This window comes from Saccharothrix sp. NPDC042600, assembly GCF_040647305.1.
In the GTDB taxonomy this organism is placed as follows: domain Bacteria; phylum Actinomycetota; class Actinomycetes; order Mycobacteriales; family Pseudonocardiaceae; genus Actinosynnema; species Actinosynnema mutabilis.
Genome location: NZ_JBEZBW010000011.1, coordinates 18,897 through 39,188, shown reverse-complemented (window position 1 = coordinate 39,188; position 20,292 = coordinate 18,897). Strand labels below are relative to the sequence as shown.

The following is a 20,292-nucleotide window of genomic DNA, read 5'->3' as shown; positions in this document are numbered from 1 at the left end:
GTGTCCGAAAACCGTTGGGGGGCAAGGAAAGTGAGTCGTATTCGGCGTGCCCTGGGCACGCTCGTCGCCATCGGCGCGGCACTGACCGCGGTGACGGCGCCCGCGTCGGCCTCGGCCGAACCCGCGGCACCGCTGGTGTCCTCGGCCGTCTACACCGAGAACGCGCCGTACCCGGGTGTCGGCGGTGAGCACGTGCCGGGCGTCTTCTCGTTCGACGCCAACGGTGTCGCGGACGTCGTGGAGTTCCGGTACGCGAACCGGCGGCTCAGCGGCTCGGTGCCGGCCGACGCGGACGGCAAGGCGACGGCGGTCATCACGCCCGGCGCGCCCGGGTCGTTGGAACTCAAGGTCTACAGCGTGAACCGGGACGGCGTCGCGTCCGCCGTGCGCACCTACGACACGCAGGTCGCCTACACCGGCCCCGACACGACGGTCACCCCGTGGTCCGCGCTGGTCGGCACGCCGCGCACGGCCACGTTCGCGCCGCGGTGGAGCCACCTCGGGCCGATCGTCCGCTACACGTACCGCGTCAACGAAGGCGAGCCGGTGACCGTGGACGCCGACGCGGCCGGCCGGGCGAGCATGACGATCGGGTCGGACCGGCCGGGCCTCAACGAGGTCCGGGTCTTCGGGGTCACGGCGGACGGCACCCGGACCGCCGAGCACCTCCGCAGCTACGAGGCCGTGCTGGGGTACGCGTGGGCGCACAGCCCCGACTACCCGTACGAGACGGAAGCGGGCGGCGTGGGCGTGACGGGCGCGTTCGAGCTTCACAGCACCGTGCCCGAGACGGTGGCCTTCGAGTACCTGTTCGAGGACGGCGAGGTGCGGACGGTCGCCGCCGAGGCCCCGGGCACGGCGGTCATCAGCCTGACCCCGACCCGCGCCGGCCGCACGGAGGTGCTGGTGCGCAGCGTGCGGGCGGACGGGCTGGGCTCGAACTGGTACGCCTACCGCTTCGGCGTCGCTAGCTAAACATCGATCCGGGGTTGAAGAGGTGGTCCGGGTCCAGTGCGCGTTTGATCTCGCGGTGGACCCGGAGGCCGACCGGGCCGATCTCGGTCGCCAGCCACTCGCGCTTGATCTTGCCGATGCCGTGCTCGCCGGTCACCGTGCCGCCCAGCGCGAGCCCGACCGCCAGGATGTCGTCGAACGCCTTCCGCGCCCGCGCGAACTCGTCCGCCGACGTGGGGTCGTAGACGATCGTGGGGTGCATGTTGCCGTCGCCGGCGTGCCCGACGACCGCGATCCGCAGCCCCACCTCCGCGCTGATCCGCTCGCACCCGGCGATCAGCTCGGCGATCCTGGTCCGCGGCACGCACACGTCGTCGGTCAGCCACGCCCCGTAGACCTCCAGGGCGGTGAGCACGGCGCGACGGGCGGTGAGCAGGTCGCGGCCCTCGTTGAGGTCGTCGGTGGCGTAGGTGAGGTCCGCGCCGGCGTCCTTGCAGACCTGCTCGATGACCTCCAGGTCGCGCCGCGCCGCCTCGCCGCCGGCGTCGGACTGGCAGATGAGCAGGGCTTCGTCGGCGTTCAGGTCGGTCTTGAGGTACTGCTCGACGGCCCGGATGGACGTCCGGTCCATGATCTCCATCAGCGACGGGACCACGCCCTCGCGCACCACGCGCGCCACGGCGGCGCCCGCGTCGGCGGTGTTGGAGAACGTCGCGACCAGCGTGGACGGGGCCTGCGGGAGCGGGCGCAGGGCCAGGGTGGCGCGGGTGATGACGCCCAGCGTGCCCTCGCTGCCGATGAACAGCTTGGTGAGGTCGTACCCGGCGACGCCCTTGACCGTGCGGCGGCCGGTCCGCAGCAGCTCGCCGTCGGCCAGGACCACCTCAAGGCCGAGGACGGAGTCCGTGGTCACGCCGTACTTCACGCAGCACAGCCCGCCCGCGTTGGTGGACAGGTTGCCGCCGATCGTGCACCAGTCGTAGCTGGACGGGTCCGGCGGGTAGAACAGCCCGTGCTTCTCCACCGCGCCGCGCAGGTCGAGGTTGACCACGCCCGGCTCGACGACGGCCAGCCGGTTGTCGGGGTCGATCTCGACGATCCGGTTCATCTTGGTTGTGACGAGCACCACACACCCGTCCACGGCGTTGGCCGCGCCGGACAGCCCGCTGCCCGCCCCTCGGGGCACGATCGGCGTCCGGTGGGCCGCGCACGCCCGGACCACCTCCTGCACCTGGCCCGCGTCGGTCGGCAGCACCACGGCCAGCGGCTGCCCGTGGGGCGCAAGCGGCATCATGTCGCGCCGGTACGCGGCGGTGACGTCCGGATCGGTCAGCACCGCATCCGGTCCGACAGCGGCGCGCAACCGCGTGAGCAGGGCGTCCATCACCTCAAACTAGCGCTCTCGGGCACGTCCCGAACCGAAGCTTTCAGCACCAGTTCGCCCGGAGTCGCCCAAACCGGTCCGAAGCGCCACGTAGGCTGGCCCCGTGGTTCTGTCCGCAACGTCCGAAGCACTGGCGTTCGCCCCGCTGGAGACCGCAGGCCCGTTGGCCGTGTGGCTCATCACGCTGAGCTTCGTCTTCTTCGAGTGCGCGTTCATCTTCGGCCTGTTCCTGCCCGGCGACTCGCTGCTGTTCGCCGCCGGTGTCGTGCTCGCGCAGCACGACGGCGAGCTCAGCGCGTGGTTGCTGTCGGTCGCCGCGATGATCGTGGCCGTGGTCGGCAACCAGATCGGCTACTACATCGGCCGGCACACGGGCACCCGGCTCCTGGCCCGCCGCGGCGGCAAGGTCCTCAACAAGGAGAACCTCGCCAAGGCCCGCGACTTCCTCGACCGCCGCGGCTTCTGGGCGATCGTGCTGGCCCGCTGGATCCCGTGGGTGCGCACGCTGGCCCCGATGGTCGCCGGCGCGGCCCGCATGGACCCGAAGCGGTTCATGCTCGCGACGACGATCGGCGCGCTGGCGTGGGTGCCGACGCTGGTCCTGGCCGGCTACTACGGGGCGGGGCTGCTCACGTCCATCCCGTGGCTGCAGACGGCGGCGGTCATCGCGAGCGTGGCGTTCTTCGTGGTCGGCACCGCGTACGGCCTGATCCGCTACCGCCAGGAGATGCGCAAGCCGGTCGAGGAAGAGGTCGGCGCGCAGCAGTAGGCCCGGCTCAGAGGACCTCGCCGATCACCAGGTCGGCGGCGGACTTCGAGGCGTTCACCATCAGGGCGTTCACGTGGTCCGTGCCGTTGAGCACGCGTTCGCGGGCGTCCTCGACCGAGCGGCCGTAGCGGACGTGGCGGTCGATCAGGCGGGACACCCTCAGGTCCTCGTCGATCATCAGGAACCACGCCTCGTCCAGCACCACCCGCACGCGCTTCCACTTGTCGTACTGCATGAGCAGGTAATTGCCCTCGGTCACCACCAGGGGCACGTCCGGCGACACCGGCACCGCGCACGCCACCGGCTCCTCGATCTCCCGCCGGAACTCCGGCGCGTAGACGACGTCCGGCCCGCACGCCTTGAGCCGGCCGAGCAGGTCCACGTAACCGGGGATGTCGAACGTGTCCGGCGCGCCCTTCCGGTCGGCGATGCCCAGCCGGTCCAACTCCTTCTGCGCGAGGTGGAACCCGTCCATCTCGACCAGCGCCGCCGACGAGCCCAGGGCGTCGACGAGCCGGCGGGCCAGGGTGGACTTGCCGGAGCCCGGTGCGCCGCCGATGCCGAGCAGCCTGCGCTCGCCCGGTTCCGCCAGCCGTCGCGCCCGGTCGACCAGGTCGTCGAACCTCACCCGCTGTCCCGCCACCGCTCCAGCTCCTCAACCCAGTCCCACGCGGTGTTGCGCACGCGCACCGCCGCGACCGCGTTCGCCCACCGCACGGCGTCCTCCACCGCGCGGTCCTCCGCCGGGACGCCCCGGGCGACCGCGACCGCCAACGCACCGTGCCACACGTCGCCGGCGCCGTTGGTGTCGCGCACGGGCACCGCGGGCACCGGCACCGCGCCGGTCCGGCCGGCGCGCGACCAGGTGACCGGCTCGGGACCGCCGGTGCGCAGCACCAGCGGCACGCCGTACGCGTGCACCTCGGCCGCCGACCGCGGGAACGCGGCCGAGCAGGCGGCGACGTCGACGAGGGGCAGCAGGTCGTCGAGCACAGGTTTCCAGCTCCCCGCGTCCAACACCACCGGCACACCCCCGCGTTTCGCCAGGCGGGCGGCCTCGACGGCGACCGGGCCGAGGTGACCGTCCACGAGCACCACGTCGCAGCCGGCCAGGTCCACCCCGGACTCCGGCGCGAACCCGGAGGCGTTGCGGGACACGACGGTCCGCTCGCCGTCCCGCTCGCGCACGACGACCATGCTCAGCGCCGGGCCGCCCGGCCCCAGCGACCGCACCTCGACCCCGCCCAGCATCGAGCGCACCACCGGCCCCAGCTCGCCGCCCAACGACGTCGCCAGCACGGCCCGGTGCCCCAGCGCCGCCACGGTCCGCGCCGCGTTCGCCGCCGGACCGCCGGGCGCGAGGTGCACGCCGAGCGACTGGACCTTGTCGCCCGGTCGGGGGAACTCCGCGACCAGCTGAGACACGTCCAGGGTCGTCAGCCCGACACACAGGACGGCTGCCACGACGTGCACCTCCGAGCCGGTATCGTCCCCCGCAATCGCTTGCGCACGGCCGAACGGGGACGGGTACATGGTCACCATGAAGGAGGTCGCCGCGCTGGCCGGCGTCTCCATCACCACGGTCTCACACGTGATCAACGAGACCAGGCCGGTGGCCGCGAGCACGCGCGAACGGGTCCTCAAGGCGATCGAGGAGACCGGGTACACCGGGGACGCGATCGCCCGGTCCCTGGTCACCGGCGGCACCAAGTCGCTGGGCCTCGCGGTGTCGCTGGTGTCGCACCCGTACTTCGCGGAGCTGATCGCGGCCATCGAGAACGAGGCCACGCACGCCGGGTACTCGCTGGTCCTGATCGACACCCGCGAGTCGGCCGAGTCGGAGCAGGCGGCGGTGCGGATGCTGCGGTCGCGCCGGGTGGACGGGGTGCTGCTCACGCCCACGTCGGGCTCGGCGGCGCTGCCGGAGCTGCGCCGGCTGGGCGTGCCGACGGTGCTGGTGGACCGGTTGACGCTGGCCCAGGACACCGACCAAGTGGGCCCGGAGAACGTCCAGGCCACGTCCACGCTCGTGCGGCACCTCGCCGACCTCGGGCACCGGCGGATCGGCCTGGTCACCGGCGCGCCGGGCGTGCCGACGACGGACGAGCGGGTCCTGGGGTACCGGCTGGGCCTGGGCCGGGCGGGGCTCAAGTGGGACGAAGAGCTGGTCACCCAGTCGCTCGAACCGCTGCTCGGGCAGGTGTCCGGCCTGGTGGTGAGCGACCACCAGGTGCTGATGGGCGTGCTCGGCGCGGCCCGGGCGCACGGGGTGCGGATCGGCACCGACCTGGCGCTGGTCACCTACGGCGAGGTGGAGTGGGCGGAGCTGGTCGACCCGCCGCTGACCACGATGGCGCAGCCGGTCGAGGAGATCGGGCGGACGGCGGTGCGGCTGCTGCTGTCGCGCATCGCCGACCCGGACCGCGCGCCGGAGACGATCCGGCTGGCGCCCGCGCTGAAACACCGCCAATCCTGCGGCTGTCACCAGTAGCGTGGGGCGCGTGCTGGTACCCGGCCTGGTTTCGGTGACCTTCCGCGCGCTCCCCGTTCCCGAGGTGGTGGACCTGGCGCGGTCGTGCGGTCTGTGGGCCGTCGAGTGGGGCGGCGACGTGCACGTGCGGCCGCACGACCTGCCCGCCGCGCGGGACGCCCGCGACCGGTGCGCCGACGCCGGGTTGAGCGTGTCCGCATACGGGTCGTACTACCGGGCGGGCGTGACCGACTCCGGGGAGTGGCCGCGGGTGCTCGCGACGGCGGCGGAGCTGGGCGCGCCGCGGATCCGGGTGTGGGCGGGGGACACGGGCTCGGCGCGGACGCCTCCCGACCGGCGGGCGCGGGTCGTGGCGGCGATCCGGGACGCGGCGGTGCGGGCGGAGGACTACGGCATCCGGATCGCCGTGGAGCACCACCGCGACACGTTGACCGACACGCTGGAGTCGGCGACCCGCCTGTACGCGGAGGTCGGGCACGGGTCGGTGGTGCCGTACTGGCAGCCGCGCGGCGGGCAGGACGCGGCGAGCGCGGTGGAGGAGGTGCGGACGTTGCTGCCGCGCCTGACGACCGCGCACGTGTTCTCGTGGGGACCCGGTGGCGGCGCGGACCGGTTGCCGTTGGCGGCGCGGGAGGACCTGTGGCGGCCGGTGCTGGCGGAGCTGGCGCGCGACGGCGTGGACCGGCACGTGCTGCTGGAGTTCGTGGCCGACGACTCGCCGGCGCGGTTCCGGGAGGACGCGGCCGTGCTGCTGGGGTGGATCAGCGCCGTGGCGGCGTGAGGTCGTTGCGCTCCAACAGGGCCGCGGCTTCCAGCGTCATCCAGCCGCCGAGTTGGACGGACAGGTCGCGCTCGGCGCTCGCGCGGTCCGGGTCGCCCGCCGGTTCAGTCCACTGTGGACCGAAGAGCGGTCCGCTGACGGCCGCGCTCCGGTTGCCCCACAGGGCGTCCGCGGACGTGAACACGAGGTCGGCCGCCTTCGCCGCCTCGGGCCGGTCGAGCCGCAGCGCCGCCTGGGCGAGGTAGCGGGCGAGGATGCCGGTGAACAGGCCGGCGTCACCGCCGCCGTGGCCGCGCAGGACGCCGTCGTCGGCGAGGTGCTTGTCCACGGCCGTGATGATGCGCGCGGCGCGGTCCTTGTACTGCGTGGAGCCGAGTTCGACGCACGCGCCGAGGACCACGCCCTGGCAGTAGGTGTAGAGGTTGCGCTCGACCTCGCGGACCGTGCCGTCGGGGTTGACGTGCAGGCCGTCGAAGAACAGGCCGGTCTCCTCGTCCCGCAACGACTCCTCGATCCAGTCCACAATGGACCGAGCGCGGCCGCCCTTCTCGCCGAGGCGGGCGAAGAAGATGGCGGCGGGACCGTTGGCGGGGACGTTCTTGAAGTCGTCGTCGCGCTTCCACCAGATCCCACCGCCGCCGTGGTCGGTCCAGCCGTCGCGGAGCCGTTGGGCGATGGCCTCGATGGCGTGGGGCTTGTGGACGCCGGCGTGGGCGGCGCGTTGGAGGGCGAGGCCGAGCCAGGCGATGTCGTCGTAGTAGTCGTTGGTCCAGCCGAGCAGGTTGCGGACGCGGATGCCGCGGACGAGCCGGCGGATGAGCTTGAGGCGCGCTTCGCGCGGGGAGCGGAGCTGGGCGTCGAGGACGCAGTCGAGCAGGTGCGCCTGCCACCAGTAGCCGAAGCGGACGTGCAGGCGCGCGGACCAGGTGGCCGGCCAGGCGACCGCGCCGAGCGCGGTGCCCGGGAGCCCCCACACGCGCCGCAGGTGCCGCGACTCGACGGCCCGTTCGGCCACGCCCGCGCGGGCGGCGAGGAGCTTCGGCGTCGTCACGGATCAAGCTTCGCGACTGGATCGGTCAAGAAGCTCGTCGGAAGAGTTCCCAGTGGTAGAGGGCCATGGCGACGCTGGTGGTCAGGTTGTAGCTGGACACCTTCGGGCGCATCGGCAACGACACGACCCGGTCGGCCCGCGCCCGAACCGCCTCGGACAACCCGTGCCGCTCGGACCCGAAGGCGAGGACGGCGTCGTCCGGTATCCGCGCGTGCCGGAGATCCTCCCCGTCGGCATCGAACGCGATCACCTCGCCCTCCACCTCCTCCACGCCGCCCAACCGCACCACGGGCAGGGCGAAGTGCAACCCGGCACTGCCGCGCAGGACGTTGGGGTGCCACGGATCCACGTCCCCGATCGACACCACGCCCCCGGCCCCCAACCCGGCCGCCACCCGGATCACCGCGCCGAAGTTCCCGAGGTTTCGAGGGTTGTCCAGCAACACCAGCGGCGAGGATCGTTCAACAATCCCCCACTCCGGTCGTTCAACGATCCCGCCGACCCCGGTGGGGTGCGCCTTGCCGATCACACGAACGAACTCGTCACTCCCCACCTCGACGGCAAGATCGTTGAACAACTCAACAAGATCAGGCGCATGCGACCGAGCAAACGCAACGGCCCGACCCCGATCCACCACCACCACGGTCCCCACGACAGCCCCAAACCGAACCGCATGCTTGACCGCGTGGAACCCCTCCAACACAACCTTCACCGCACCATCATGACGAGCCCTGCCCCCCGACTGGCAGGGCCGCGCTCACTTGTCGGTATCGCCGCCACTGCCTGTCTCACCACCGCCCAAGGAGGTGGTGGCGGGGGTGTTGACGTGGACGCCGTAGCGCCTGCATGAGGTCGTGTTGATCACCGCGAGAGGTTAGCGCAGCGTCACCGCAAGCCGACAATCAGGTGACGGAGCGCTACTCTGACTGTGCAGCGAGTCAGGCGAGGTCGATCTTCAGCCCCACTTTGCGGTAGGCCTCGATGCCCTCGAACGAGAGGGCGACCTCCGGCCTGCCCGTGGGGCCCCAAACGTGGGTCAGGACGTACCGGTCATCCGGCCCGAGACCCAGCTTGTCGACCCGCACCCGGCAGCCCGCCGGGAAGGTGATGACGTACTGCGCCGAAGTGATGCGCTCACCGAAGGAGACCAATACCTCATCAGGCGTTCTTCCGAGCAATAATGGCGCGAATTTGGCCGGCCACAGAAGATCCACCACGAAGCTCACCTCAGCGTCCCGCAGCACCGGCTGATCCAGGTGAATGAAGGTTTTGAGCCGTTTGTCGTCCAACCACACCCAGGTGGCCCTGAACCGGGTGCCGCCTTCGCCGCCGACTTCGACACTGCGCACGTGCACCTGCACCCGCCGCTTGAACCGGGCCGGCCAGTCCCAGTTCACGCGGTCGGTGAAACTGCAGAAGTCCAACTCCGCACAACGCGCCACGATGGTGAAGGCGATCCGCTGCCGCGCGTCCCCGTTGGGCAGGATGTCGACGTCCTGGCGCCACGCCTTCACCGCCCATTTCCGGCCGTGCTTCTTTTCGAGGTCGTCGCAGTGGCGCATCACCAGCTGTCGCGCCCGCTCGTCCCGCGCGCCCCACTCGGACCGCGTCACGGCGAGCAGCGCGCGCAGCCCCGCGACACCAGCGGCGACCAGCGCGAACCCCACCAGCCTCGCCCCGCCGAGCGCCACCCCGGACCCCGAAACGGCGAGCGTCATCGCGGCCGTTTCCAGCCAACGGGCGCCCGCCGGGTCCACCGCGCGTTCGCGCAGCCACGACCCCGACACCGACAACGGCGACCGACGCCTTCCCCGATGCGCGTGCTCACCGACCTCAAGACGTGTCCGCGCCACCCCCATCGCCGCCCACCCTTCCCCGACCCATAACCGAAGGGTAAGGCAAGCGACAGCCGGTGAAATGAAATTGGTACGGTCGGGTAGACCGATTGGGCCGGTCCGGTGATCGGGGTGGGACCGCTTTATCGCTGATTGGTGAACTGCACCGAATTACACGTTTGTCCAGCGCGCCGCTTGACGTAGTACCCGACCCAGGACGCCACCACGCACAGGGCCACCACGAGTTGCACCGTCCGCGCCGCCGACTCCGGGTACAGCACCCCGTCGATGTAGGTGTCGATGAACCCCGTCGCCAACGGCTCCTGCCCCGCCGCCGAGCGGAAAGCGTTTTCCAGCCAGGTCAGCGGGCAGTCCAAGGGAAAGGTGACGATCAAGGTGCCCCACACCGCCATCGCCACGTGGAGCCACACCAGCCGCGGCCAGCGCCACGCCAGGAAACCGCCGACCACCAGGAAGACCAGCACGCCGAAGTGGAGCACCATGACCAGTTCGGCGAGCGCCCGCGCGACCATCACGACCTCCCTGTACCCAGGGTAGGCCGCACCCCCACCGGACGCCCGCGAAATATCAGCCGCGGGGCAGCGCCTGCCAGGGGACCCGGCCCGCGATGTCCAGGAGCAGGTCCGCCAGGTGGGCCAGCGGGGCCTGCAACAGGGGTGCGGGGACGGCTGCCGCCAGGTTGTGCTCGTCGAACGCGATGGCCACGCCCGCCGCACGCGGGTCGGTCAGCAACGCCTGCGGCAGGCCCGAGCCGAGCAGGGCGCCGGCGAAGGCCGGGTTCTTGCGGCGGACCTCGTAGCGGGCGTCGAAGGCCGGGTCGCCGGTGGCCGTGAACTGCTCGAAGATGCCCCACACGCTGTCCTCGCGCGGGCTGATCAGCACCCACGGGCCGGGCATCGGGCGCGGCACGACGACCACCGAGTACGTGCGGTACTCGGCGGTCACCACGTTGTCCGTGCGCAGCAACACCTCGACGGCCAGCACCGGCACGCCCCGCCACGCGCCGACGAGCTGGAAGCGGACCCGGCTGCGGTCCGCCTCCAGCATCCGGCCGATCTGCGGCACGCGCTCCTGGAAGCCCTGGTCCTCGGCGACGAACCGCCAGCCCAGGGCCGCCTCCAGGGCGCGCATCTGCTGCTCCCACTGGTTCACGAACTGCGGGTTCGTGAACGGGTTGCGCTTGCGCCGCGCCACCCCCACGGCGACGCCCACTCCGAGGATCGCCACGACGACCAGCAACAACACCACTGCGGAGACCATGTCAGGCCAGGCCGAGGTCCGCCAGGTCGAGCAGGTAGCGGTAGGACAGGCCCTGCGCCTCGATGACCTCGCGGGCCACCGTGCCGCGGTCCACGACCGTCGCGACGCCCACCACGGTCGCGCCGGCCTCGCGCAGCGCCTCCACCGCGGTCAGCACGCTGCCGCCGGTGGTCGAGGTGTCCTCGACGGCGAGCACCCGCTGGCCCGCGACCTCGATGCCCTCGATGCGCCGCTGCATGCCGTGCTTCTTGGTCTCCTTGCGCACGACGAACGCGTCGAGCACCTCGCCGGCCGCCGCCGCGGCGTGCATCATCGCGCACGCCACCGGGTCCGCGCCGAGCGTCAGGCCGCCCGCCGCGACGTAGTCCCAGTCGGCGGTGAGCTGCCGCAGGAGCTTGCCGATCAGCGGCGCGGCGGCGTGGTGCAGCGTCGCGCGGCGCAGGTCGATGTAGTAGTCGGCCTCCGCGCCGGAGGACAACGTCACCTTGCCGTGCACCACGGCCAGCTCGCTCACCAACCGGGCCAGCTCGGCCTTGGCACCGGCGTCCAGAACCACTTCAGTTCGCACGGGGTCCAAGACTGTCATACGCGTCCGTACGCTGGCACACCGTGAACCTGTTCGGCACCGACACGCTCGTCATCGAGCAGCCCTGGGGCGCAGGCCGGCACCTGTTCGGGACGCGCTACCGGACCACCGCCCTGACCGAGCACGGCGTGCCGCTGGCGACCGCGGCCGACCGGAAGTTCCTCGGTCCGCTGCGCAAGCTGCTGCGCGCCACCGGGTTCTCCGGGCGCACCGTCTACGACCTGGCCGTCACCTCGCCGCAGGGCCAGGTGCTGCTGCTGGTGCACAAGGGGGCCGGCAAGCCGCCCACGCGCGTGTCGCGGCCGGACGGGACGCCCGTCGGCTCGGTGCGGCGCGAGGGGCGGGGGTCCTACGCCCTGCTCGACCCGAACGGGCAGCGGCTGTGCGGGCTGACCGACGTGGCGACGTTCACGCCGGGAGCCCTGGCGAAGGGCGCGAACGGCCGGGTGCGGCGGGACGTGCTGCGGCTGCGGCCGGGCACGCCGGAGCCGGTGCGGTCGCTGGCGCTGGCCGCGGCGCTCGCGTTCGACGTGGTGCGCGGCATCGGGACGAACCACACGAGCGGCGGCGGCTTCGACTTCCCGACCAGCGCCTGAGCCCGGCGCGCGGCAGCGGGGGCCGGCCTCCGGCCCCCGCTGCCATGGTCGCACGCGCCACCGACGATTCGGCTCGACGCGCGGCGTCAGCGGATCGGGTGAAGTGGCTTACCAGGCGTCCTCGGTGAAGCTGCTGGGCTCGTCGTCGTCCCCGCCGCCGCGGCGGGGGCGGCCCGACTCCACGACGTCCTCCGGGTCGTTGCCCTCCTGGAGCTGCGTGTACGCCCGCTGGAGGTCCGGCACGCCGGTCGCCAGGGCCGCCTGCACGCCCGGGTCGTCGACCGCCCGGCCCGAGGCGATGTCCTGCCACGACATCTCGCCGGCGTCCACCCGGCGGGCCAGTTCGCGCAGCTCGCGCGGCGCGTTGGGGCCGTGGGCGGCGCGGTTGATCTCGGCCAGGTCCGCCTGGGACAGGCCCGACGAGCGCAGTTGGACCTTGCTCGCCTCGCGGGAGACCTTGTCCACGTTCTCCAGCCGCGCGTCCACCTCGGCGACCAGCGCGTTCAGGCGCTCGCGGTCGTAGGGGAAGGTCACTGGCCACCTCCGGACGGCGCGGGCGCGGGTTCGGGCGCGGGCGGCGGGGCCTGGTTGTAGCGGGTGCCCGCCGAGTGGCCCGCCTTGCCCAGCTTGTAGCCGTTCCAGGCGACGCCGAACGCGCCGGACTTGGCCGCGGCCATGCCGTTGTCGAACTTCTCCTTGCCGTCCTGGTAGCCGTCGACCACGTCGAGCAGGTCGTTGACGTCGCGCACGTCCTTGAGCTTGGCCAGCGCGGTGCCCATCGCGACGATGCCGTCGATCATGCCCTGGACGCCCTCGATCAGCGTCTGGATGGAGATGATGATCTTGCGGATGGCGTCCACGATCTGGATGGCGTCGTAGACCATCCACACCGCGCGACCCCAGCCGACCACCGGGATCCACGCCGTCATCGCCGCTTCGAGCAGCTTGCTGATCAGCATGTCCAGCAGGGTCAGCGCCAGGCCGCACGCCTTGCGGCAGGTGTTGGCGGTGGACCGGAACTTGTTGCCGATGATCCGCGCGATCTGCGAGTCGGCCTCGATGGCGAGGGCCCACATGGTCTTCATGCGGGCCTCGAACGCCTGCGCGGCGTCGCCGTTCCAGTGCGGGTTGAGCTGGTCGACGCCCGCGTCGACGTTGTGCCGCACGGAGTCCAGGGCCTTGGCGGTCCGGTCCCACGCGTTGGCGTTCTCGTCGATCTTCTCGAAGTCGCCGAGCAGCGGCTTGATCAGCGCGTCGAGCAGGTTCTCGCCGGTGACCTGCTCGTAGATCCAGTTGACGCCCTGGATCTTCCACCCGGCCTTCTCGATCAGCTCCTTGGTGGACTGCCGGCCCGGCCGGTCCTCGGCGGCGGCGTTGAGGGCGACGGAGGGGTCTTCGACGTCGGCGTACGCGGTCACTTGCCACCACCCAGGGTCGGCGCCTCGGCGACGTTGGCCAGCTCGGCGAGCACCCGGTCGAGGACGCTCATCGCCATCTCCTCGCCCTTCTGGTACATGTCGGCGGCCTTGGCCAGGCCCTCGGCTTCCTTGGTCATCATCTGGTTCGCGAAGTCCAGCGTCTCCCCGTACAGGTTGGCGACGCCGGTCACGATCGGCTGGAGCAGCGAGAGCAACCCGGTGAAGCCCGAGGTGTCGCCGCCCTTCGTGACCGCGTGGTCCTTGATGGTCGTGAAGTGCTGCGCGTTGCGGGTCAGCAGCTCGCTGTAGCCCCTCAACTCGGCCGGCTCGACGTGGAAGCCTTCACCCATGGACGGTTCCCTCCTCCTCCAGTTCGGGGAGTGGGACGAGCCGGACGGGTGCCCGGTTCCCGGTGATCTTGGCCGGTTTTCACCGGCTCTGATCAGGAGCTTCGCTCACGTTCGACCGCGGGCGTTCCCGGCCCGGGAGGCGATGCGGCGCAGCAGCGGGCGCGGGATGAGCCGGCTGATCGTCGCGATGGCCTTGTACTGGAAGCCCGGGATGGACAACTGCTTGCCGGCGCGCAGGTCGGCCAGGCAGTCGTGCACCACGCGGTCCGCGTCCAGGTACAGGAACGCGGGCGTACCGGACATGTCAATCTTCGCCCGCTGGTGGAACTCGGTGCGCACGAACCCCGGGCACAGGGCGAGCACGCGCACGCCGGTGCCGGCCGTCGCCTGCGCCATGCCCTCGGAGAACGCCGTCACCCACGCCTTGTCGGCGCTGTAGGTCGAACCCCGGCCGGGCAGGAAGCCCGCGATGCTGGACACGTTCACCACGTCGCCGCGGCGGCGCTCCACCATGCCGGGCAGCACGGCCCGGGTCAGCCGCAGCACGGTCTTCACGTTGACCGAGAGCTGGCTCTCCAGCCGGTCGGCGTCGGAGGTGAAGAACTCGCCGGACAGCGCGAACCCGGCGTTGTTGACCAGCAGGTCGAACGGGCGCTCGGCGAGCACCTGCTCGACCTTGGTCCGGCTGGTGTCGTCGGCGAGGTCGGCGGGCAGCACCTCGACCGCCACGCCGTGGCGTTCCCGCAGCTCGGCGGCGGTCTTCTCCAGCCGCGCCACGTCCCGCGCGACCAGGACCAGGTCGTGCCCCTCGGCGGCCAGCCGGCGCGCGAAGGCGGCGCCGATGCCCGCGGTCGCGCCCGTGACCAGGGCCAGCGGCGGGGTCACGGCTTGCGCCCGAACTGCGGGCGGTGGACCTCGCCACCGGTGTCGGTGTCCGGATCGGCGTCGAACGGGTCGACCACGTCAGCCAGCTCCCCCAGGTCGCGCAGCAGTCGTTCCAGGCGGGCGGGTGAGGAGTTCGGCGGGGCCGCCGCCATCACCCAGTCGTTCTCCAGCCAGACGACGGTGACGTCCGCGCCGATCTCCTCGGCGGCGTCGACCAGGTCCGGCGTGATGAGCTTGCGGGCGGCGGGCAGCTCGCCGACGAACGCGTACCGCGAGCCGACCGGTCCCAGCAGGTCGGGCATCTGGTCGCGCTGGAACGGCACGCTGGGCAGCCACAGCTCGACCACCACGTTCACCGGGCGGCGGCAGCGCACGCCGACCAGCACGGAGTTGACCTTGCCGCCGGTCTCGTGGTCGAGCACGTAGACCTGGCGGCGGCCGTCCGCGGTGAACGTCGAGCCGGCCACCACGTCCTTCGCGACGCCCGTGCCGTAGTAGGCGATCGCCCCGCTCTCCCACCGTGTGGGCAGCACGTGGTCGGTCTCCTCGAACTGCCAGCCACGCAGAGCGGCCCACCTGCGCCGCTCCCGGTTACGCGCGGTTCGCTGCGCCCGGTCGGTGGCGAGCAGGGCGAACCCCGCCACCCCCGCGACCGCGGCGACGGTGAACCAGACCCACGCCGGTATGCCCACGGGTGCGAGGGTAGCGGGAGACACCGACCAAAACGAAGATCATGTGTCCGGTGGCGCGCCTCCGTCGAGGATCACGCCCGTCCGACGATGAGCCCCGACTGGTCGTCCACCACGTCCACCTTCACCGTGTCGCCGTCGCGGACCTCACCCGACAGCAGCTCCTTGGCCAGCTGGTCCCCGATCGAGGACTGCACGAGCCGCCGCAACGGGCGCGCGCCGTACACCGGGTCGAAGCCGTTCAGGGCCAGCCAGTCGCGGGCCGCGGGCGTGACCTCCAGGGACAGCCGCCGCTGGCCCAGGCGCTTGCCCAGCCGCCCGATCTGGATGTCCACGATCGAGGTCAGCTCCTCGGTGGCCAGCGAGTGGAACACGACCACGTCGTCCAGGCGGTTGAGGAACTCGGGCTTGAAGTGGCGGCGGACGACGTTCATGACCGCGTCGTTGCGCTGCCGCTCGTCCAGGGCCGGGTCGGCGATGGACTGCGAGCCCAGGTTCGAGGTCAGCACCAGGATCGTGTTGCGGAAGTCCACCGTGCGGCCCTGGCCGTCGGTCAGCCGGCCGTCGTCCAGGACCTGCAGCAGCACGTCGAACACGTCCGGGTGAGCCTTCTCGACCTCGTCGAGCAGCACGACGCTGTACGGCCGCCGCCGCACCGACTCGGTGAGCTGACCGCCCTGGTCGTAGCCGACGTAGCCGGGGGGCGCGCCGACGAGCCGGGCCACCGAGTGCTTCTCGGAGTACTCGCTCATGTCGATGCGGACCATCGCCCGCTCGTCGTCGAACAGGAACTCCGCCAGCGCCTTGGCCAGCTCGGTCTTGCCCACGCCGGTCGGGCCGAGGAACAGGAAGCTGCCGGTCGGGCGGTCCGGGTCGGCGACGCCGGCGCGGGTGCGCCGCACCGCGTCGGACACCACGCGCACGGCCTCGGCCTGGCCGACGACGCGCCGGGCCAGCTCCTCCTCCATGCGCAGCAGCTTGGCGGTCTCGCCCTCCAGCAGCCGCCCGGCCGGGATGCCGGTCCACGCCGACACCACGTCCGCCACGTCGTCCGGGCCGACCTCCTCCTTGAGCATCACGGCCGCGTCCTGCGTGGTGCGGGTCGCCGCCTCCAGCTCCTTCTCCAGCGCCGGGATGCGCCCGTACCGCAGCTCCGCGGCCCGGCCCAGGTCCCCGTCGCGCTCGGCCCGCTCGGACTCGCCGCGCAGCTGCTCCAACTGCTCCTTGAGGTCGCGGACCTTCTCGATCGACGTCTTCTCGTTCTGCCAGCGCGCGGTCAGCGCGGCCAGCGCCTCGCGCTTCTCGGCCAGCTCGGCGCGCAGCGCGGCCAGCCGCTCGACCGAGGCGGCGTCGGACTCCTTGGCCAGCGCCATCTCCTCGATCTCCAGCCGGCGCACGGCCCGCTCGACCTCGTCGATCTCGACCGGCCGGGAGTCGATCTCCATGCGCAGCCGGGACGCGGCCTCGTCCACCAGGTCGATCGCCTTGTCCGGCAGGAACCGGGCGGTGATGTACCGGTCGGACAGGGTCGCCGCCGCCACCAGCGCCGAGTCGGTGATGCGCACGCCGTGGTGCACCTCGTACCGGTCCTTCAGGCCGCGCAGGATGCCGACGGTGTCCTCCACCGACGGCTCGCCCACCAGGACCTGCTGGAACCGCCGCTCCAGCGCCGGGTCCTTCTCCACGTGCTCGCGGTACTCGTCCAGGGTGGTCGCGCCGACCATGCGCAGCTCGCCGCGCGCCAGCATCGGCTTGATCATGTTGCCGGCGTCCATCGCGGACTCGCCGGTCGCGCCGGCGCCCACGATGGTGTGCAGCTCGTCGATGAACGTGATGACCTGGCCGGCGGAGTCGGTGATCTCCTTCAGGACGGCCTTCAGCCGCTCCTCGAACTCGCCGCGGTACTTCGCGCCCGCCACCATCGCGCCCAGGTCCAGCGCCACCACGCGCTTGCCGCGCAGCGATTCGGGCACGTCACCGGCCACGATCCGCTGGGCCAGGCCCTCCACGATCGCGGTCTTGCCGACGCCGGGCTCGCCGATCAGCACGGGGTTGTTCTTGGTGCGCCGGGACAGCACCTGCACGACCCGGCGGATCTCGGTGTCCCGCCCGATCACGGGGTCGAGTTCACCCTTGCGGGCCCGCTCGGTCAGGTCCACGCCGTACTTCGCCAGCGCCTGGTAGGTGCCCTCCGGGTCCGGGCTGGTCACCCGCGCCGACCCGCGCACCCTGCCGAACGCCTCCTTCAACGCCTCCGGGCTCGCGCCGTGCCGCCGCAGCAGGTCGGCGACCTGGCCGCCGTGCTGCGCCAAGCCCACCAGCAGGTGCTCGGTGGACACGTACTCGTCGCCCATCTCGGTGGCCAGCTCCTGCGCCCGCCCGAGCACGCGCACGGCGTCCCGGGAGAACTGCGGCGCGGACACGCTCGACCCGCTGGCCGCCGGCAGGGCGCGGCTGAGCTGCTCCAACTCCTTGTGCACCTGCTTGGGGTCGGCCCCCACGGCGGACAGCAGCGGCGCGGTCAGCCCGTCGCCCTGCGCGAGGAGGGAGCCGAGCAGGTGGACCGAGGTGACGTCGGGGTTGCCCGCGATCGTCGCCGCCTGCACCGCCGCGGACACGGCTTGCTGCGTCTTCGTGGTCGGGTTGAAAGCGTCCATTCCTCACCTCGGTCGCGTGTTCCGGCGCACCACCGGCTACCACTCACCTCAACGTCAGAAAAGTTGAGTCCGTTCCACTCAACCTAGCCCAAGTGGTGTGACGCCCGCCACGGCCACCCCCGGCCTCGACCTTTTGACCTCGACCGAACTCGAAGTCCTAGCGTCGGTGCCATGACCGTCAAGCTGAACCACACCATCGTGTCCGCCCGCGACGCCCGCGCCACCGCCGACTTCCTGGTCGAGGTCTTCGGCTTCGCCCCCGCCACCCCCTACGGCCCGTTCCTCGTCGTCGGCACCGACAACGAGGTCTCCCTCGACGTCATGACGGTCGAGGGGGACATCACGCCGCAGCACTACGCGTTCCTGGTGGGCGACGACGACTTCGATGCCATCTTCGGGCGCGTGAAGGAGCGCGGCCTGCCGTACTGGGCGGACCCGTTCCACCGGCAGCCCGGCGAGATCAACACCCACGACGGCGGCCGGGGCGTCTACTTCGACGACCCCAACGGGCACAGCCTGGAGATCATCACCGTCCCGTACGGCGGCTAAATCGGCGTGCGCCCGTCCGCACGCCCGCATCAAGATCTGCGCATGAGTTCACTGCTGCACCACATCACCGTCGACTGCAAAGACGCCTACGCCCTCGCCGCCTTCTGGAGCCAGGTCACCGGCCACCCGGTCTCGGAGGAGGACGAGCCCGGCGACGCGGAGTGCCTGGTCGAACTGCCGACCGGCCCGAGCCTGCTGTTCATCCAGGTCCCCGAGGGCAAGTCGATGAAGAACCGCCTCCACCTCGACCTCCAGCCCGACACCACCCGCGACGAGGAGGTGGAGCGGCTGCGCGGCCTCGGCGCCACCCTGGTGGACGACCAGCGCCGCCCTGACGGCACCGGCTGGGTCGTGCTCGCCGACCCCGAGGGCAACGAGTTCTGCGTCGAACGCAGTGCAGCCGAGCGCGCCGCGACCTCCTGACCTCGTCACCCACATGTCGCAACGCGTTGTCCACACGCGGACCCCTGTTATCCACAATCCCCAGGTGTGAATCCACAGGCCGGAGCGGATCACCGCACCGGTGCGGGGACAGTACGTCTAAGAGGGTGAGACCCCCGCCTCACGCGATCTCGGGGACCCGTTAAACGCGTGCTCGGGCGGGGTACTCGCCTCTCCGTTGGACGCAATCCGCAGACCCGGTACAGGTCATCACGAATGTTCGCTCGAAGGGGCGAACGGTCCGCGACCGACCGTGATCGCACTGCACTCGAAGGTGGCATCAAGGAGTCAGTCGGCCAGTTGACGGGTTAGCCTCGGTTCGTCGGGGATGGAAGCTTGACGAGGACGATGCGCCTTGCTGACGGCGCTGGAAACGTGGAGACTGCGCCCGGACCATGACTGCGAACGCTGTGTTGAGCCCCATCCCGAGCCCGCCCCACCGAGAACCCCCACCGGGTGTCACCGCAATGGTGCGCCTGATCAGGGAGAGCTGGGCGGTCGTCGAGCCGCGCGCCGAAGAGGTCGCCAAGTTCTTCTACGGAATGCTCTTCAGCCTCGCGCCGGCCACCCGTGAGATGTTCCCGGCGAACATGGAGGTGCAGCGCAGCCGCCTGCTGCGCGCACTGGTCCACGTCGTCCAGATGGTCGACCGACCGGACGACCTGATCCCCTTCCTGCGCCAGCTCGGCCGCGACCACCGCAAGTTCGGCGTGGTCAACGTGCACTACGAGTCGGTCGGGACCGCCCTGCTGGCCGCGGTGAAGAAGCACGCCGGCCCCGCCTGGACGCCCCAGGTCGAGCTGGCGTGGGCCGAGGCCTACACGATCATGGCCCGCGCCATGCAGGAGGCGGCGGCGGCCGACGAGGGCCCGGCGTACTGGCACGCCACCGTGCTGGAGCACCAGCGCGTGAGCTGGGACCTGGCCGTGGTGCGCCTGCAGCCCGACCACCCCGTCGGCTACCGCGCCGGCCAGTACGTGAGCGTGGAGACGCCCCAGCGCGCGCGGCTGTGGCGGTACTTCTCGCCGGCCAACGCCCCGCGCGAGGACGGCATCATCGAGTTCCACATCCGCTCGGTGGAGGGCGGCTGGGTCAGCCGCTCCATCGTCGGCCACACCCAGCCGGGCGACGTGTGGCGCATCGGCCCGCCGATGGGCCGCCTGCACGTGGACCGGAAGTCCGGCCGCGACGTCCTCATGGTCGCCGGCGGCACGGGCGTGGCCCCGATGCACGCGATCGTCGACGAGATGGCCCAGTGGGGCGAGAACCCGCGGACCCACCTGTTCGTGGGCGGCCGGACCCGCGAGGACCTGTACGACCTGGACAACCTCCAGCGCTTCGCGATGACCAACCCGTGGCTCACGGTCGTCCCGGTCCTGGAGTCCGACCCGGGCGCGCGGGGCGTCGAGCAGGGCACCCTGGCCGACGTGGTCACCCGCTACGGCGCGTGGGAGGACCGGGACGTCCTGGTGTGCGGCTCGCCGTCGATGATCAGGGCGACGGTGTCCCGCATGCTCGTGGCCGGCACCCCGCTGGACCGCATCAAGTACGACCCGTTCACCCTCGACTGACCGC

23 protein-coding genes are annotated in these 20,292 nt (G+C 71.7%); 8 read left to right on the top strand and 15 right to left on the bottom strand.

The annotated features are described in order from the left end of the window. Positions 1-30 precede the first annotated feature (30 nt). Entirely contained in the window at positions 31-975 is a 945-nt protein-coding gene (locus tag AB0A74_RS10595; RefSeq protein ID WP_358248577.1) for a hypothetical protein, read from the top strand. On the opposite strand, the gene AB0A74_RS10590 is transcribed toward AB0A74_RS10595, so the two are convergent. Then, positions 968-2,338, bottom strand: coding sequence for an FAD-linked oxidase C-terminal domain-containing protein (locus AB0A74_RS10590; RefSeq protein ID WP_358248576.1), 1,371 nt, complete (start codon positions 2,336-2,338; stop codon positions 968-970). The genes AB0A74_RS10595 and AB0A74_RS10590 overlap by 8 nt on opposite strands. Positions 2,339-2,441: 103 nt before the next feature. Between AB0A74_RS10590 and AB0A74_RS10585 the strand changes: the two genes are divergently transcribed. Further along, on the top strand, positions 2,442-3,107 hold the full coding sequence (locus AB0A74_RS10585) for a DedA family protein (protein WP_343933976.1): 666 nt from the start codon (positions 2,442-2,444) through the stop codon (positions 3,105-3,107). A gap of 7 nt (positions 3,108-3,114) precedes the next feature. Here AB0A74_RS10585 and AB0A74_RS10580 read toward each other — a convergent pair whose 3' ends face one another. Next, entirely contained in the window at positions 3,115-3,735 is a 621-nt protein-coding gene (locus AB0A74_RS10580; protein WP_358248575.1) for a nucleoside/nucleotide kinase family protein, read from the bottom strand. Continuing rightward, positions 3,732-4,571, bottom strand: a complete 840-nt coding sequence (locus AB0A74_RS10575; RefSeq protein WP_358248574.1) for a PfkB family carbohydrate kinase — start codon at positions 4,569-4,571, stop codon at positions 3,732-3,734. Before AB0A74_RS10575 ends, AB0A74_RS10580 begins: the two co-directional genes overlap by 4 nt. 67 nt (positions 4,572-4,638) lie before the next feature. Between AB0A74_RS10575 and AB0A74_RS10570 the strand changes: the two genes are divergently transcribed. After that, positions 4,639-5,598, top strand: coding sequence for a LacI family DNA-binding transcriptional regulator (locus AB0A74_RS10570; protein ID WP_358248573.1), 960 nt, complete (start codon positions 4,639-4,641; stop codon positions 5,596-5,598). A 10-nt stretch (positions 5,599-5,608) separates the two neighbouring features. Further along, positions 5,609-6,379 carry a TIM barrel protein gene (locus AB0A74_RS10565; protein ID WP_358248572.1) on the top strand — a complete coding sequence of 257 codons (771 nt, stop codon included), beginning with the start codon at positions 5,609-5,611 and terminating at the stop codon, positions 6,377-6,379. Here the strand turns inward: AB0A74_RS10565 and AB0A74_RS10560 are convergent. From AB0A74_RS10560 to pyrE, 6 genes are all read right to left on the bottom strand, one after another. Then, a complete protein-coding gene (locus tag AB0A74_RS10560; protein WP_358248571.1) occupies positions 6,360-7,430 on the bottom strand; it encodes a glycoside hydrolase family 76 protein in 1,071 nt (356 codons plus the stop codon). The genes AB0A74_RS10565 and AB0A74_RS10560 overlap by 20 nt on opposite strands. 25 nt (positions 7,431-7,455) lie before the next feature. After that, complete coding sequence (locus tag AB0A74_RS10555) at positions 7,456-7,875, bottom strand: TrmH family RNA methyltransferase (protein WP_358248570.1); 420 nt, start codon at positions 7,873-7,875, stop codon at positions 7,456-7,458. A gap of 493 nt (positions 7,876-8,368) precedes the next feature. After that, positions 8,369-9,289 carry a hypothetical protein gene (locus tag AB0A74_RS10550; RefSeq protein WP_358248569.1) on the bottom strand — a complete coding sequence of 307 codons (921 nt, stop codon included), beginning with the start codon at positions 9,287-9,289 and terminating at the stop codon, positions 8,369-8,371. Positions 9,290-9,408: 119 nt separating this feature from the next. Further along, positions 9,409-9,798 carry a DUF2784 domain-containing protein gene (locus tag AB0A74_RS10545; protein ID WP_358248568.1) on the bottom strand — a complete coding sequence of 130 codons (390 nt, stop codon included), beginning with the start codon at positions 9,796-9,798 and terminating at the stop codon, positions 9,409-9,411. 55 nt (positions 9,799-9,853) lie between these two features. Further along, positions 9,854-10,546 (bottom strand): hypothetical protein, encoded by a 693-nt coding sequence (locus tag AB0A74_RS10540; protein ID WP_358248567.1) that lies wholly within the window; start codon positions 10,544-10,546, stop codon positions 9,854-9,856. Between the two features lies 1 nt (position 10,547). Next, positions 10,548-11,132 carry an orotate phosphoribosyltransferase gene (gene pyrE, locus AB0A74_RS10535; RefSeq protein WP_309109846.1) on the bottom strand — a complete coding sequence of 195 codons (585 nt, stop codon included), beginning with the start codon at positions 11,130-11,132 and terminating at the stop codon, positions 10,548-10,550. A gap of 23 nt (positions 11,133-11,155) precedes the next feature. Between pyrE and AB0A74_RS10530 the strand changes: the two genes are divergently transcribed. Then, on the top strand, positions 11,156-11,728 hold the full coding sequence (locus tag AB0A74_RS10530) for a hypothetical protein (protein WP_358248566.1): 573 nt from the start codon (positions 11,156-11,158) through the stop codon (positions 11,726-11,728). Positions 11,729-11,836: 108 nt separating this feature from the next. On the opposite strand, the gene AB0A74_RS10525 is transcribed toward AB0A74_RS10530, so the two are convergent. From AB0A74_RS10525 to clpB, 6 genes are all read right to left on the bottom strand, one after another. After that, complete coding sequence (locus tag AB0A74_RS10525; RefSeq protein ID WP_343933964.1) at positions 11,837-12,262, bottom strand: hypothetical protein; 426 nt, start codon at positions 12,260-12,262, stop codon at positions 11,837-11,839. Beyond that, positions 12,259-13,146 (bottom strand): WXG100 family type VII secretion target, encoded by an 888-nt coding sequence (locus AB0A74_RS10520; protein ID WP_358248565.1) that lies wholly within the window; start codon positions 13,144-13,146, stop codon positions 12,259-12,261. Before AB0A74_RS10520 ends, AB0A74_RS10525 begins: the two co-directional genes overlap by 4 nt. Then, positions 13,143-13,496 carry a hypothetical protein gene (locus AB0A74_RS10515; RefSeq protein WP_358248564.1) on the bottom strand — a complete coding sequence of 118 codons (354 nt, stop codon included), beginning with the start codon at positions 13,494-13,496 and terminating at the stop codon, positions 13,143-13,145. The genes AB0A74_RS10520 and AB0A74_RS10515 overlap by 4 nt, the downstream gene beginning before the upstream one ends. 105 nt (positions 13,497-13,601) lie before the next feature. Next, on the bottom strand, positions 13,602-14,381 hold the full coding sequence (locus tag AB0A74_RS10510) for an SDR family oxidoreductase (RefSeq protein WP_358248563.1): 780 nt from the start codon (positions 14,379-14,381) through the stop codon (positions 13,602-13,604). Next, on the bottom strand, positions 14,378-15,073 hold the full coding sequence (locus AB0A74_RS10505) for a hypothetical protein (RefSeq protein ID WP_358248562.1): 696 nt from the start codon (positions 15,071-15,073) through the stop codon (positions 14,378-14,380). The genes AB0A74_RS10510 and AB0A74_RS10505 overlap by 4 nt, the downstream gene beginning before the upstream one ends. 71 nt (positions 15,074-15,144) lie before the next feature. Further along, a complete protein-coding gene (gene clpB, locus AB0A74_RS10500) occupies positions 15,145-17,727 on the bottom strand; it encodes an ATP-dependent chaperone ClpB (protein WP_358248561.1) in 2,583 nt (860 codons plus the stop codon). A gap of 171 nt (positions 17,728-17,898) precedes the next feature. On the opposite strand from clpB, the gene AB0A74_RS10495 reads away from it, so the two are divergent. The 3 genes from AB0A74_RS10495 (at position 17,899) to AB0A74_RS10485 (ending at position 20,288) form a co-directional block, all read left to right on the top strand. Continuing rightward, a complete protein-coding gene (locus AB0A74_RS10495) occupies positions 17,899-18,276 on the top strand; it encodes a VOC family protein (protein WP_358248560.1) in 378 nt (125 codons plus the stop codon). A gap of 42 nt (positions 18,277-18,318) precedes the next feature. Continuing rightward, complete coding sequence (locus AB0A74_RS10490) at positions 18,319-18,699, top strand: VOC family protein (RefSeq protein ID WP_358248559.1); 381 nt, start codon at positions 18,319-18,321, stop codon at positions 18,697-18,699. A 485-nt stretch (positions 18,700-19,184) separates the two neighbouring features. After that, entirely contained in the window at positions 19,185-20,288 is a 1,104-nt protein-coding gene (locus tag AB0A74_RS10485; protein ID WP_358248558.1) for an FAD-binding oxidoreductase, read from the top strand. Positions 20,289-20,292: the final 4 nt, after the last annotated feature.